The following is a 13,080-nucleotide window of genomic DNA, read 5'->3' as shown; positions in this document are numbered from 1 at the left end:
GGGTGGCGCAACCCCACCCGCGCGCCGGCCGTCCAGGAACCGCCACGTTTCCACGGTTGGCGCTTTCGGGCATCCGCGCCGGCGCAGCCGAGGAGCGCGGCGACGACGAGGAAGGCGCGGCGAGACAGCGCCGGGCCGCCGGCCGAGCCGGCGGAACCCGGCCCGGGACTGGCCCGCCCGCGTTGGGTGGCGCAACCCCACCCGCGCGCCGGCCGTCCAGGAACCGCCACGTTTCCACGGTTGGCGCTTTCGGGCATCCGGTCAACCGGACCGGGACGGCCCGGGAGCCGCGCGGGGCGGCCGATCAGCCGCGCGGCGGCGACACCCAGGCCCGACGCGCCCCACGTCCCGCGGCTCCAGGCCGATTGGTCCTGGAACGTCCTGGAACGCCGCCACCAGGACCGTTCGGCTACGAGCCGATCATGACGGTGGAGGCCTCCCAGAGGCGCGTGGCCGCCTCCGGGTCGAGGGCATGGGCCGCGACGCCCAGGCGGCCGTCGCGGCCTACGGGCTCGGCCTCGTTGCAGTCCTCGAAGTAGCGCCCGCCGACGCCCTCGACGAGCGGCGAGGCCGCGAGCAGCGCGGAGGTCGCGGCTCCCTGCGCCGGGCTCTTGGGGCCGCCCGGCCGACGCGCGCCCTCGCCGCCGGTGGGCGCTTCGCCGCCCGTGCCGCCGCTCGCGCCGCCGCTCGCGGCACCGCCGGGCTGGCCGCCCCTGCTCGCGGCGACCGCGGCGGCGGCCCCGATGCTGATCCGCTTCAGTTCCTCGCGGGAGAGATGACGCCCGAGGTTCGTGGCGATGATGCCGGGGTGCAGCGCGTTGGCGGTGATCCCGTCGTCGGCCCAGCGTCGCGTCAGCTCGACCGCGAACAGCACGTTGGCCGTCTTCGACTGCCCGTAGGCCATCCAGGGGTTGTACTCGCGAGCGTTGAAGTGGATGTCGTCGAAATGGACCGCTTGGCGCAGGTGCGCGGCGGAGCTGACCACCACGACCCGGGCTCCGCCGCCCGCCGCCGCGAGCGCGCCGCGCAGCCCGACGGTCAGGGCGAAGTGCCCCAGGTGGTTGGTGGCGAACTGCCGCTCCCAGCCCTCGGCGGTGCGCCCCAGCGGGCACGCCATGACGCCGGCGTTGTTCACCAGGATGTGCAACGGCCCGGTCCAGGCGGCGGCGAGCGCCCGCACGGAAGCCTGGTCGGCCAGGTCGAGCGGCGCGACCGCGACGTCGGGGTTCCCGGTGGCCGCGACGAGGTCGGCCGCGACCCGCTCCCCGGCCGCGACGTCACGCACGGCGAGCGTGACCGCCGCGCCCACCCCGGCCAGCGCCCGCGCGGTCTCGACCCCGATCCCGGACGAGCCCCCCGTGACGACCGCCCGCCGCCCGCCCAGATCGGTTCCCGCCACGACCTCGGCCGCGGTCGAGCCCGCGTCGAAGGGGGTCAGGATCCTGTCCGCCGCCCTGCCTGCCACCATCGCCGATCCCATCCGTCCGTCCGCGCGCCCGGGCGGTCGGTACGGCCCCACCAGGCCGTACCGGGAGCCAGAGATCCCGCCCGCGCGACCGTAGGCGCCCCTCCTCCACGGGCGCAACCAGTGCGCCCGCGCGAGGAGGCCGATGGGCGCCCGGCGCCTGCCCGCGACGGGCTACCCGCCCGCGCTGTGGTCGCAGGGGGCATCGCTGTCGGGGGGAGCATCGCTGTTGGGGGGTGCGTGGTTGCCGGAGGGCGCGTGGCGGTCGGATGCGCCGTAGCGGTCGGACAGGGCATAGCGCAGCAGGACGACGTCCTCGAGCTGGCGGACCTCGACGAGCCGCGCGGGGCGCCGCGGGGTCCAGGGGAAGGCGCCGTCCGCGACGAACCGCGGCGCGGCGGCGTCGCCGACGAAGAACGGCGCGACCACGAGCTGAAGCTCGTCGGCGAGCCCGGCGGTGAGGAAGGCGGTGTGGATCCCGCCGCCGCCCTCGACCATCAGCCGGCCGACGCCGCGCGCCGCGAGGTCGGCGAGCGCCCTCGGGAAGGACAGCGGCTCGCCGGCGTCCACGACGCTCGCGGCGTCGCCGAGGCGCTCGCGGGCCTTGCCCAGGGCGCCGGTCGCGCTGTAGACGATCTTCTCGACGTCACCCGCGGTGAAGAACTGCGCCGCCGGGTCGAGGTCGCCGCCGCCGCTCACCGTGACCTTGAGGGGGGACGGCGGCAGCCCGCGCCCGACCCGGGCCTCCCGGCGCCGCTGGGAGCGCACCAGCAGCCGTGGGTCGTCCCGGCGGATCGTGGCGGCTCCCACCAGGATCGCGTCGCAGGTGGCGCGTACCGCGTCCACCCGGTCGAAGTCGGCCTCGTTGGAAAGCCGCAGTCGCTCGGCGCTGGCGTCGTCGATGTACCCGTCGATCGACATGGCGCAGCTGAGCAGCACATAGGGACGGTCACCCGCGAACGGTGCTTCCACGGAGGGCGAGGATAGCCGCCCTCCGCCGCGGGGCCGGGGCGATGTCGCGCGGCTTTGCGGCGGAAAGGCGAGGTGTCGAGGGCCAGGGCCGTCTACACTGACGTGACGCAGCTCACATGTGGTGGAGATGTGCTGTCCCGCTAGGACGTGCCGCGCGGGTCGCGTGGCGGGAGCTGCCGGATGGAGGACATTGCCCGGTTGCCGCGGCGCCGTGGGCGTGGAGCGCGGGAGCGCCGGGCGGGGAGCCACTCCGCGGCGTCGGCTCGCGTGATGCGCCGCTGACCGTGTCGGTCCGGCGGCCGGCTCCGGGTGGGACCTGTGAACACCCGTGAACAGGAGTGACTGTGGCAAATGCACCCGGCCAGCCCTCGCCGGCGGACTACGTCGCCATCAACGAACTGCTCGCGCGGTACTGCGTGACGCTGGACCTCGACGACGTCGAGGGCTGGCTGGACCTGTTCGCCCCGGACGCCAGCTATGACGTCGACGGGCGTACCTACCAGGGGCGGGAGACGCTGCGCCGGCTGGCCAGGACCGTGCCGCGCGGCCTGCACCTGGCGGGCCCTCCGATCGTGGAGACCGACGGGCCCGACCGGGCGCGCACCACCCGCAACGCGCTGTTCGTGAACCGGCACAACGGGACCCTGCGTCACACCTATTACGTCGACGACCTGGTCCGGACCGGCGAAGGCTGGCGCATCGCCGCCTGCCGCTGTCGTTTCGTCACCTCGCGCGGCGTCGCCGACTGGCCCGACGGCCAGGCCGCCGAGTCACTCGTCCACGGCGTCGACACCCCCGACTGGGCGGACGCGTAGCCGTCGACCGGGACGGCGCGGCGGTGCCCCGGGCCGGACGCGCGGCGGCGGCGCCCCCTGAAGGGGAACGCCGCCGTTGCACTCGCTGTCCGGCCGTCGTCGCTGTTCGGCCGTCGCGCGCCCCGGCGACCACACCGCCAGATGATCGTGGTCGCGGCCGGTCGTCGCCGGACGACCGCCGCCCGCGGCCGCGCGCTGGTTGCCGGGCCGGCTACCGGCGGCTGCGCCTCGGCCTCCTCGCCGCCCAGACGCGCTCGAGGACGAGGACGGCGACCGCGGCCGCGGCGATCTGCAGGATGTGGCGGATCCAGTCGAAGCCGTCGGTGTCGCGGACGTCGATGATGCTGGCGATCGTGTTGCCGATCAGCGCTCCGATGATGCCGGCGACGACCGTCAGCCAGATCGGAATGTTCTGCTTGCCGCGCAGGACCATCCGTGCCACGACACCGATGATCAGACCGGAGATCAAGATCCCGATTACCTGGAACACCGCGGTTCCCTCCCCCTGTGTGGCCGTACGCCCGTGGCGTTTCGCCATCCGGGGCCGGACGGTATCGCCCGGCCTTCGCATGAATGGCGCCTATTTGCCGGCCAGTCGCGCTTTGACGCTGGTCAAGCGCGCTGTCTGGCACCTTGGTGCCTGCCGGGGTCAGACCGGGTAGTCGCGGGGGAGCGCAGCGGCGTGGGTGTCGACGAGCACTGGGCGCCTCCTACCGGGCGTGCGGGTGGACCGAGACGTGCAGCGGGCGCTCGCCGGGCACCTCGCCGGCGAGCGTCTCGATCGCCAGCGCGGTGTCGTCGAGGCCGAACGTGTGGGTGTGCAGCTTCGCCAGCGGCACCCGCCCGGACTCGATGAGCGCGATCGCCGCGGCGTAGCCGGCCGCGTCGACGCCGAACGCGCCCTGCACCGACAGGGCCCGGTTGATGATCAGGTCGGTGTTCAGCGGGACCGTGCGGCCGCCCTTGAGGCCGGCGAGCACCACCCGGCCGCCGTGGCGCGCGGCGAGCAGCGCGTCGGTGACCGGCGCGGTGGCCATCGGGGTCAGCTCCAGCACGACGTCGGCCAGCGCGCCGCCGGTGATCTCACGGACCCGCTCGACGGTGTCGTCCGCGTCCGGCCCGTCGACGACGATCGTGTGGTCGGCGCCGAACTCGCGGGCCAGCGCCAGCTTGTGCGCATCGCGGGCCAGGCCGGTCACGATGATCGTGCCGGCGCCCGCGGCGCGGGCCGCGATCACGGAGGCCAGGCCGCGCTGGCCGGCGCCCAGGACGAGCACCGTGTCGCCGAGGCGCACCCCGCCGAGGTGGACGGCCCAGCGCACCCCGGCGCCGAGCGGGTTGAACATCACCGCGATCTCGGCCGGCAGGCCCTTGTCGATCCGGTGGACGATGCTGGTCGGCGACAGGTAAAGGAACTCGGCGAAGCCGCCCCACAGCGCCGGCGCGGTGTCCACACCGGTCACGCCGTGGCCGTGCCGGCGGTTGCGGCAGGCCTGGTAGCGCCCGGTCAGGCAGTCCTGGCACGAGCGGCACGGGACGATGACCTCGACGGCGACCCGGTCGCCCGGCGTCACCCCCCAGCGGACGGCGGCTCGCTCCCCGATCTCCTCGATGATCCCGACCGGCTCGTGCCCGGGGATGAACGCCGGCCTTGGCGCGCCGGAGCTGCCCGTCGGCGGGAGGTGGCCCTTGTAGGTCTCGACGTCGCTGCCACAGATGCCGTTGGCCTCGACGCGCAGCAGGCCGTCGTCCGGCCCGACCTTCGGGCGGGGGAACTCCCGGATCTCGATCTTGCGGGGGGCCACCTGCACGGCGGCGCGCACCAGCTCGGTCATGGGCTCTCACTTCCCGTGGCGGTGTGTTTCCGTGGCGGTGTGTTCCTGCGGGGTCGTGTTTCCGTGGCCGCTCGGCCCGGCGAGGCCGGCCCGGCCCGGCGCGGCCCGAGCGTCAGCCGGGCAGTCGCCGCTGGGGCTCTGGCGCGCCCGGTCGGATTGAGGATCGCGTTCGGCGGTATGCCCGTTAATGCAGGTTCAGACGGCGAAACGCGGTTTTGCCGGCTTCGGCCGCGCCTTCGGTGGACTCGGTTCATGTCGGCGGAAGTAGGCGCGATCGGGGTCTACGATCGCACCGCCGGCCGCCGTGGTCACGAGTCGTGAACCCGCGCGCCGCGGATGTTCTTTCCGTCGTCTGGGTCCTCGTATGCCTCGTTTATCTGATCGAGGGCGTATTTCCCAGCCTGTGGATTGATCGTCAGGCGTGGCTCGGCGCGTGCTTTTGCGATGCGGAAGATCCCATTCCGTCACGCCAAGTGCGCGCTATTCTGCGCGGTAGCCGGCAGCGGAGATCTCAGAGTCCGCTCGCCCGGGTAAGGCGCCTGGTCAGCAGGTGCTGTGGAAGAGGCCGCCGACCGGTTCACTGGCCGCGAGGCGGTTGTAGATCGCCACCGCCTCTGTGGTCTCGGCCTGATGGACGGCGATCGCTCGCTCCTCGAGCAGCCTCAGGGTGGCAGGGGCGGTCAGCAGACGCAGGTGCATGCCGCGGGAAAGCACCACGGCCTTGACGCCGCGAACGAGCAGTTCATCGACGTCGGCCGGCTGGATCCCCGGCTCATGCCTGGTGCCGGTCTCCGACCAGTCCCACTCCCGTCCGCCACCGGGATACAGCTTGAAATCCTTGCCGTCCGGCAGCCCCTCGACCCGCATCTCCCCCCACGCCACATGCAGGATCCTCGGCGATCGGGCCAGCTGTTTCGCCATCTCGTCCTCCCACGGGCGGTAGCCCGCGCCTCGACCCGCGGCGTCGCCCGGCGAATCGTCCTGGTCGAACTCGACCGCGTCGTCGCCCAGGCAGGCTCATCCATGGCGACACCCTGAGTGTCGCATCGCCCCAAGACCGTCGCCCGGCCCCAGGCCTGCCACCCCGCCAGCATCCGGATTACCTTCGAACGGCCGGTCGGGTCGGCCGGGCTGGAGAACTGGAAGGTGCGGCCATGCGGCTCGGGGTACTGATCCTGCCGGAACTGCCCTGGGCGGAGGCGGGCGCGCTGTGGCGGCGGGCCGAGGATCTCGGCTTCGACCACGCCTGGACCTACGACCATGTGGCCTGGGGCGTGCTGCGGGACGAGCCCTGGTATGGCGCGGTCCCGACGCTCGCAGCCGCCGCGCTGAGCACAACCAGGATCCGGCTCGGAACCTTGGTCGCGTCGCCCAACTTCCGGCATCCGGTGCCGTTCGCTCGAGAGCTGATCAGCCTGGACGATCTGTCCCGCGGCCGGCTGACGCTCGGCATCGGCGCCGGGGGCACCGGCTGGGACGCCGGCGTGCTCGGTCAGCGTCCCTGGCCGCGCGCGGAGCGGGCCGGGCGGTTCGCCGAGTTCGTCGAACTCACCGACCGGCTGCTGGCCGGCTCGCCGACCACCTACGCGGGGCGGTACTACGCGGCGGAGCGAGCGCCCACCACGCCCGGCTGCGTGCAGCGGCCCCGCATCCCGTTCGCGGTCGCCGCGACCGGTCCGCGGGGGATGGCCGTCGCCGCCGCGCACGGCCAGCTCTGGGTGACCGCGGGGGACCCGGCGCACGCGGGCGCCGCGCTGCCCGCGCCGGCCGGAGCCGCGTCGGTCCGCGCCCAGATGGACCTGCTGGACGACGCCTGCGGGGCGGCCGGGCGGGATCCCGCGTCGATCGGCCGACTGGTCCTCACCGGGCCACGCCTGGACGCGGGCCTGACCTCCGTCGAGGCGTTCCGGGACGCGGTGGGCCACTACGAGGCGGCCGGCGTCACCGACCTCGTCGTGCACTGGCCACGCCCACAGGAGCCGTTCGCGGGCGACCTCGCCACCTTCGAACGGATCTTCACCGCCTGAGCCGGCCGGCGGCCGGTCACGCCAGAAGCAGTAGCCGGACTCCGCCATCCGAGTACCCGCTCGCTGCCCGATACGGACGGAGGGCCGCGGCAGCGCTGGCGAGAGGTCGAATATTTCCTGGATTTTCCTTTTCCCGAGCCGACGCGGGTGGTTCTTATTCCGCCCGGAGCATGTTGGGCCGCGGTGAAGGTGAAGACCGCCTTTCTCCGCTTCCCGTGATTGCGGTCACCTTCGCTCGATCAGCAGTTCGACATCCTGACGGCTGATGACATGACCGATTCCCCAAACGGCGTGGGCGGCGTTGACCTTTTTGGTCAGCTTGTCGAGGAGCGCTGCTTCAGCGGCTGGGGTCTCGGTGCCCGCGGCGATCAGTTTGGTGTAGCGGACGGTGTCGACGACCGCGGACTTGACCCGCTCGTGGCCGAGGTAGATGGCGAGGTCACTCGTCCATTGCGTCGAGGCCTCGGCAGGGACCGAGGCGTGCCAGGCGGCGCGGGCGGACCGCTCCTCGTCGGGCTCATAGGCCATCTTGTGGAGGTGGACGGCCAGGTCGTAGACCGGATCACCCCAGAGGGCGAGTTCCCAGTCGAGGAAGTAGGTCTCGCCGGCCTTCACGATCATGTTCTGGCGGTGGAGGTCGGTGTGGAGGAGGCGGAACGGACGCGGGGAGAGCGTTGACCAGCGTTCCAGGATGGGCTCGAGTGGGTCCTTCGGGAAGCCGAGCGCCGTGAACAGGTCGCCGAACTCCGGGGTGAAGGTCGCGAGCACGTCGGCGGTGACGTTGGAGAGCCGGTAGGCGAACCCCGCGGTGTCACCGTCGGCCGGCCAACCCAGGGGCAGGGGCGGCAGCCATTCCAGCGGCACTCGGCCGAGTTGGCGGAACAACTCCCCGAGATCGTCGACCACGTGGCCTGGTACCCGGACGCCGTGCGGCGCCACATTGGCGAGCAACTCGCCGTCGATCCAGTCCAGGACCTGGTAGCGAGGCTCATCGCTACCGAACAGGACCCGCGGCACCCGCTCGACGGTCCAGTCGATTGCTCGCATCAACTCGGCCTCGGGCCAGATCGTCAGATCCATCCGGTCGGCGCCCGTGATCGGAATCCGGACGACTACAGGCCCATCCGGCGTGTCCACCCGCATGTTCTGGTTGTAGAACCCGGCCATCCGCTCCGAGCCGCCGAGCGCCACTCGATACAGCTCATTGCGGACTCCCGCCGCGTGGCCACCAGCCGCGATTTCCTCGCCCTGGCGGGCACCAGTTGCCGAGTACTCCGTCCCCATCGGCGTCTCCTCCCTGCCTCGCCGGTCCAGCTGGCGTCGCCGAGTCTGTCGTAGCCATCAGTGTCGTAGCCATCACCGATGGTGCCTCGCGCGGGTGGGGGTCGGTTACGTTCTGTGTGGCCTGACCGCCCTCCGGCCGTCTTCTTGGCTGCTGATGCCAGCGCGGGCCGAGGCCCGAGCCCACGAGCGGACGCGGTTCCATTACCCCGCGGGTAATCGACCGTTGGCGTGGGGCGCGGGATGGTGGTCGTGCCGGAAGGGCCGGCCAGGAATCCGGACACAGTTTCGGAACGATTTCCTGAAACCGCGCGGGAGACCGTCATGGATATGCACGAGAAGGCCGTCGAGCGTTATCTGGCCGCCTGGAACGCGACCGAGCCGGCCGGGACCGCGGCGGCCGTCGCGGCGGCGTGGGCCGAAGACGGCGGGTACACCGACCCGCTTGCGGCCGTCCGCGGGCACGAGCAGATCTTCGGACTGATCGGGGCCGTCCAGGCTCAGTTCCCCGGTCACCTGTTCCGCCAGGCCGGCGCCGTCGACGGGCATCATGACGTCGCCCGGTTCGGCTGGGAGCTGGTGGCGCCGGACGGGACGGCTCCGGTCGCCGGCTTCGACGTCATCACGCTCGACCCCGACGGTCGGATCCGCTCGGTCGTCGGCTTCCTCGACCGCGTACCCGCGCCCGCCCCGGCCGGCTGATCCCGCCACGGCTGGCTGATCCCGCCACGGCGGCCGGTCCGTCCGCCGAGCCGGGGTCGGCCCCGGGCTTGGCGGCGGCCCGGCCGGCCACCGGCGGTCACTCACCGTCGCCCGGCCCGGGCTCCGGCGCTAGCGACTGGCGGGCGGTGGCGGGGGTGCGACGATGCGGCGCAGGGCGTCGGGAGTGAGGTCGCCGAGGGTGCGGTAGCCGTCGACGGCCATGATCAGGTCGGCTTCGGCGAGGAACGAGCGGAGCACGTGGATGATCCCGTCGACGCCGCCGAGGGCCAGGCCGTAGGCGTAGGGCCGGCCGATCCCGACGGCCGTGGCACCCAGGGCGAGTGCCTTGACGATGTCGGCGCCGGAACGCACGCCGGAGTCGAACAGGACCGGCAGGCCGCCCGCGGCCTCGACTACGCCCGGCAGGCAGTCGAGCGCCGGCAGGCCGCCGTTGGCCTGGCGGCCGCCGTGGTTGGAGCAGTAGATGCCGTCCACACCCTCGTCGGCGGCGCGGCGGGCGTCGTCGGGGTGCTGGATGCCTTTCAGGATCAGCGGGAGCTTGGTGAGCGAGCGCAGCCAGCGCAGGTCGTCCCAGGTCACCGAGTGGCCGAACGTCGTCACCCATTGCAGGACGGCGGCCTGCGGTGCCGACGCGGGGTCGGTGCCGAGCATCGACCGGAACCGAGGGTCGGTGAAGTAGTTCGCCAGGCAGTGGCCGCGCAGCTGCGGGAAGTTCGACGTGGCCAGGTCGCGCGGCCGCCAGCCGGTGACCCAGGTGTCCAGCGTGACGACGATGCCGGCGAACCCGGCCCGCTCGGCGCGGCTCACCAGGCTTTCGGCCAGCTCCCGGTCCTTGGGGGTGTAGAGCTGGAAGAAGCCTGGCGTGTCGTCAAGCTCGGCCGCGACGTCCTCCAGGGGGTCGACGGAGAGCGTCGAGGCGATCATGGGGACGCCGGCGCGTCCGGCCGCCTGAGCGGTCTCGAGATCACCGTGCCCGCCCGGCGCGCACAGCCCGATGACGCCGATCGGCGCGAGGAACACGGGCGCCGGCCACCGCCGGCCCCACAGCTCGACCGACAGGTCGCGTTCCGTCGCGCCGACCATCATCCGCGGGACGAGTCCCCAGTGCCCGAACGCCGCCACGTTCGCCCGCTGGGTCGCCTCGTCGCCCGCGCCGCCGGCCACATACGACCAGACCGACGCCGGCAGGGCGCTCTCCGCCCGCCGCTCCAGCTCGTCGAACGCCATCGGCATCGTTGGCAGGACCCCGCTCAGGCCTTGCAGGTAGATCTCCACCTGGTAGTCCCCGAACGGCCGCGGAAGCCCGTCACCCACCCTGCGCCCTCCCGTCCCGCCCTGAACCCGGCCCCGCGATCCTCCCAGAGCTGACGCCCCGTCACCTTCATTCCGCGCTTGTCCGGCTCACCAACTCCCGCGTCTGCCTGCCCGCTCCAGCCGCGCCGGGGCCACGCATCCCCGGCAGCTCTCAAGGTGAAGATTCGCCCTCTTCATGCGTCGATGGCGACGCACCGGACGTGGGCGACCACTGACCCCCGCGACGGGCCCGCTACCCGCCGCGGCACCCTGCCTCGACCGAAGATCAGTCGTGCCCAGGGCGTCACCAGCGGCGCGCTGGGCACGACTGATCTTCAAGCTCGAGGGAGTCGGGGGTTTCGGCTGGTGGGTCCATGTGGGGTAGGCGGGCGGTACGGTGCTTTGATGATCAACGAACATGGGGAGCGGCGGGCGCGTGAGGTGCCGGCGGTCGAGGACTGGAACCGGCTGCTGGACGGGCGGGTCGCCGTGGTCACCGGGGGCGGGGACGGGATCGGGGGCGCCGTCGCGCGGCTGTTCGCCGAGCACGGCGCGCTCGTCGAGATCGCTGAGATCGACGCCGCGCGGGCCGAGCGCTTATGCGCCGAGATGGCCGAGACGAAGGATGTCGCCGGGGCGGTCCGCGCGCACGTCGTCGACGTGACGGTCGAGGAAGACGTGGCGCGGCTGGCCGAGGACGTCCTGGCACGGCATGGCCGGGTCGACGTGCTGGTCAACAACGTCGGCGACTACCGGCCACTCGTGCGGTTCCATCAGTCGTCGGCCCCGTCGTGGCACCAGATGTACGCGACCAACCTGCTGCACGTCTTCGCGGTCACGCGCGCGTTCATTCCCGCGATGATGGCGCGGCGCCGGGGGAGCATCGTCAACGTCCACTCGGTCGAGGGGATGCGCGGGTACCCGGGAGATCCGGTCTACGCCGCGATGAAGGCCGGCGTCGCTCATTTCACGACCAGCCTCGCGGTGACGATGGGCCGCCACGGCGTCCGGGTGAACGGCCTCGGCCCCGACCTGACCCAGACCCCACAGGTCGACTACCTCACGGGATACGAGGACCACGACGACCTGTGGGGCTCATGGGCGCCCGTGGGCCGGCTCGGCTGGCCGGAGGACCAGGCCCGGGTCGCGCTGTTCCTGGCCAGCGACCTGTCATCGTTCGTCACCGGCCACAACATCCCGGTCGACGGCGGCACGAGAGCCGGCGGTGGCTGGTTCTTCTCCCCACGGGAGGGCCGCTTCGTCAACCGTCCCAGGAACCTGTGACGCCCGGCGGCGCGAGCCAGGCCCACCGGGCCGGCGGCCGCGGCCAGCCCACCGGGTGAGGGGTCGCCGTTCGTGACCCCTCACCCGGTCGGGCGCTACTTCTCGGCCGAGGTGAGGTCTCCCGCGTGAGCGGCCTCGCGGGCCTGGGCGGCCCGCATCGTCTGGTCGATGAGGACGGCGATGGTCATCGGGCCGACGCCCCCGGGGACGGGGGTGATGTAGGAGGCGCGCTCGGCGGCCGGCTCGAACTCGACGTCGCCGCTGTTGTCGGCGTATCCGGCGTCGACGACGACGGCGCCCGGCTTGATCCAGTCTCCCTTGATCAATGCGGGTCGGCCGACGGCCGCGACGACGACGTCGGCGCGGGCGACGTGGTCGCCCAGGTCGGCGGTGCGGGAGTGGCAGTAGGTGACGGTGGCGTTGCGGGCCAGCAGGAGCATGCCGACCGGCTTGCCGAGGATCGGGCTGCGCCCGACGACGACGGCGTGCCTGCCGGCCAGCGGGATGTCGTAGGCGTCGAGCAGCGCCATGATGCCGCCGGGGGTCGCCGACCGGAAGCCACCCTCGTCGAACGCCATCATGGCGAACGACGTGCGGGTGACCCCGTCGACGTCCTTGGACGGGGCGATCGCCTCGAAGGCGGCCCGCTCGTCGATGTGGTCGGGCACCGGGTGCTGCAGCAGGATGCCGTCGACCTCCGGGTCGGCGGACAGCTCCCGGATCGTCTCGATCAGCGTTTCCGTCGAGATCGACGCGTCCAGTTCGAGGCGGCGCGACTGCATGCCGACCTTCGCGCACCGGTTCGCCTTCATCCGGACATAGGTGTGCGAGGCCGGGTCGTCACCGACGAGCACCGTGGCCAGCACCGGAACGCGGCCATGGGCGGCGACGAAGGCCGCCACCTCCTTCTCGACGCGATCGAGGATCGCCGCCGACTGGGCCCGTCCGTCGAGGATCTGCGCTGTCATACGGTCTACGTCTCCTGGTTCTAGAAGACGACGGTCGAGTTGCCGTCGCGGATGACCCGGTCATCGCAGTGCCAGGCTACGGCGCGGGCCAGCACCAGGCGCTCCACGCGGGCGCCCGCGCGGGCCACGCCGACGGGGCGTCGCGGTGGGAGACCCGGATGACGTCCTGCTCGATGATCGGGCCCTCGTCGAGGTCCCGGACGATCGTGGCCGGTGAGACAGGCACCGCCGGCCGGGCCGAGCGGGAGCGGCGGGGCCCCCCCCGGGGCGGCGGGGGGCCCCCCACCCCCCGGCGGATTGGGCTCCCCCCGCCCGGGGGCCCTTTGGGGGGCGGGGGCCCCGCGGACCAGAAACGACGGCACTGATGACGGCCGGGCGCAAGCCACCGGCAACACGGGGTGCGGAAGGTGGAGGGCA

Annotated in this window: 12 protein-coding genes and 1 pseudogene; 4 read left to right on the top strand and 9 right to left on the bottom strand. The window is 72.9% G+C overall.

Annotated features, from left to right (window positions below; genetic code table 11):
• Nucleotides 1-409: 409 nt before the first annotated feature.
• Nucleotides 410-1,468, bottom strand: coding sequence for an SDR family NAD(P)-dependent oxidoreductase (locus tag I6A81_RS37060; RefSeq protein WP_203006825.1), 1,059 nt, complete (start codon nt 1,466-1,468; stop codon nt 410-412).
• A 171-nt stretch (nt 1,469-1,639) separates the two neighbouring features.
• Entirely contained in the window at nt 1,640-2,437 is a 798-nt protein-coding gene (locus I6A81_RS37055; RefSeq protein WP_307875164.1) for a RibD family protein, read from the bottom strand.
• A gap of 344 nt (nt 2,438-2,781) precedes the next feature.
• Between I6A81_RS37055 and I6A81_RS37050 the strand changes: the two genes are divergently transcribed.
• Nucleotides 2,782-3,252: a nuclear transport factor 2 family protein gene (locus I6A81_RS37050; protein ID WP_203006826.1), complete on the top strand. Its 471-nt coding sequence runs from the start codon at nt 2,782-2,784 to the stop codon at nt 3,250-3,252.
• A 211-nt stretch (nt 3,253-3,463) separates the two neighbouring features.
• Here I6A81_RS37050 and I6A81_RS37045 read toward each other — a convergent pair whose 3' ends face one another.
• The 3 genes from I6A81_RS37045 to I6A81_RS37035 all read right to left on the bottom strand — a co-directional run bounded on the left by I6A81_RS37045 (nt 3,464) and on the right by I6A81_RS37035 (nt 6,008).
• On the bottom strand, nt 3,464-3,742 hold the full coding sequence (locus tag I6A81_RS37045; protein ID WP_203006827.1) for a GlsB/YeaQ/YmgE family stress response membrane protein: 279 nt from the start codon (nt 3,740-3,742) through the stop codon (nt 3,464-3,466).
• A gap of 220 nt (nt 3,743-3,962) precedes the next feature.
• On the bottom strand, nt 3,963-5,087 hold the full coding sequence (locus tag I6A81_RS37040; protein WP_203006828.1) for a zinc-dependent alcohol dehydrogenase: 1,125 nt from the start codon (nt 5,085-5,087) through the stop codon (nt 3,963-3,965).
• 543 nt (nt 5,088-5,630) lie between these two features.
• Nucleotides 5,631-6,008 carry an Mth938-like domain-containing protein gene (locus tag I6A81_RS37035; protein ID WP_203006829.1) on the bottom strand — a complete coding sequence of 126 codons (378 nt, stop codon included), beginning with the start codon at nt 6,006-6,008 and terminating at the stop codon, nt 5,631-5,633.
• Between the two features lie 233 nt (nt 6,009-6,241).
• On the opposite strand from I6A81_RS37035, the gene I6A81_RS37030 reads away from it, so the two are divergent.
• Nucleotides 6,242-7,114, top strand: a complete 873-nt coding sequence (locus I6A81_RS37030; protein ID WP_203006830.1) for an LLM class flavin-dependent oxidoreductase — start codon at nt 6,242-6,244, stop codon at nt 7,112-7,114.
• A gap of 225 nt (nt 7,115-7,339) precedes the next feature.
• Here the strand turns inward: I6A81_RS37030 and I6A81_RS37025 are convergent, their stop codons facing one another.
• On the bottom strand, nt 7,340-8,398 hold the full coding sequence (locus I6A81_RS37025) for an aminoglycoside phosphotransferase family protein (RefSeq protein WP_203006831.1): 1,059 nt from the start codon (nt 8,396-8,398) through the stop codon (nt 7,340-7,342).
• A gap of 321 nt (nt 8,399-8,719) precedes the next feature.
• Here I6A81_RS37025 and I6A81_RS37020 point away from each other — a divergent pair, with 321 nt between their 5' ends.
• Nucleotides 8,720-9,097 carry a nuclear transport factor 2 family protein gene (locus I6A81_RS37020; RefSeq protein WP_203006832.1) on the top strand — a complete coding sequence of 126 codons (378 nt, stop codon included), beginning with the start codon at nt 8,720-8,722 and terminating at the stop codon, nt 9,095-9,097.
• 129 nt (nt 9,098-9,226) lie between these two features.
• Here the strand turns inward: I6A81_RS37020 and I6A81_RS37015 are convergent, their stop codons facing one another.
• The gene (locus I6A81_RS37015; RefSeq protein ID WP_203006833.1) at nt 9,227-10,432 is read right to left on the bottom strand and encodes a lactate 2-monooxygenase; all 1,206 of its coding nucleotides are present in this window, start codon (nt 10,430-10,432) and stop codon (nt 9,227-9,229) included.
• Between the two features lie 384 nt (nt 10,433-10,816).
• Between I6A81_RS37015 and I6A81_RS37010 the strand changes: the two genes are divergently transcribed.
• Nucleotides 10,817-11,695, top strand: coding sequence for an SDR family NAD(P)-dependent oxidoreductase (locus tag I6A81_RS37010; protein ID WP_203006834.1), 879 nt, complete (start codon nt 10,817-10,819; stop codon nt 11,693-11,695).
• A 95-nt stretch (nt 11,696-11,790) separates the two neighbouring features.
• Here the strand turns inward: I6A81_RS37010 and I6A81_RS37005 are convergent, their stop codons facing one another.
• Both I6A81_RS37005 and I6A81_RS37000 read right to left on the bottom strand, forming a co-directional pair.
• A complete protein-coding gene (locus I6A81_RS37005) occupies nt 11,791-12,663 on the bottom strand; it encodes a bifunctional 5,10-methylenetetrahydrofolate dehydrogenase/5,10-methenyltetrahydrofolate cyclohydrolase (RefSeq protein WP_203006835.1) in 873 nt (290 codons plus the stop codon).
• A 20-nt stretch (nt 12,664-12,683) separates the two neighbouring features.
• Nucleotides 12,684-12,868, bottom strand: a pseudogene (locus tag I6A81_RS37000) (formyltetrahydrofolate deformylase); the annotation flags it as partial.
• Between the last annotated feature and the right edge of the window lie 212 nt (nt 12,869-13,080).

The sequence above is a fragment of the Frankia nepalensis genome (assembly GCF_016786325.1).
In the GTDB taxonomy this organism is placed as follows: domain Bacteria; phylum Actinomycetota; class Actinomycetes; order Frankiales; family Frankiaceae; genus Pseudofrankia; species Pseudofrankia nepalensis.
This window is presented reverse-complemented; position numbering and strand designations above follow the sequence as displayed.

Coding starts and splice junctions, on each gene's coding strand:
- I6A81_RS37060 (WP_203006825.1), bottom strand. CDS start 1,468: ATGGTGGCAGGCAGGGCGGCGGACAGGATCCTGACCCCCTTCGACGCG.
- I6A81_RS37040 (WP_203006828.1), bottom strand. CDS start 5,087: ATGACCGAGCTGGTGCGCGCCGCCGTGCAGGTGGCCCCCCGCAAGATC.
- I6A81_RS37035 (WP_203006829.1), bottom strand. CDS start 6,008: ATGGCGAAACAGCTGGCCCGATCGCCGAGGATCCTGCATGTGGCGTGG.
- I6A81_RS37030 (WP_203006830.1), top strand. CDS start 6,242: ATGCGGCTCGGGGTACTGATCCTGCCGGAACTGCCCTGGGCGGAGGCG.
- I6A81_RS37025 (WP_203006831.1), bottom strand. CDS start 8,398: ATGGGGACGGAGTACTCGGCAACTGGTGCCCGCCAGGGCGAGGAAATC.
- I6A81_RS37020 (WP_203006832.1), top strand. CDS start 8,720: ATGGATATGCACGAGAAGGCCGTCGAGCGTTATCTGGCCGCCTGGAAC.
- I6A81_RS37010 (WP_203006834.1), top strand. CDS start 10,817: ATGATCAACGAACATGGGGAGCGGCGGGCGCGTGAGGTGCCGGCGGTC.
- I6A81_RS37005 (WP_203006835.1), bottom strand. CDS start 12,663: ATGACAGCGCAGATCCTCGACGGACGGGCCCAGTCGGCGGCGATCCTC.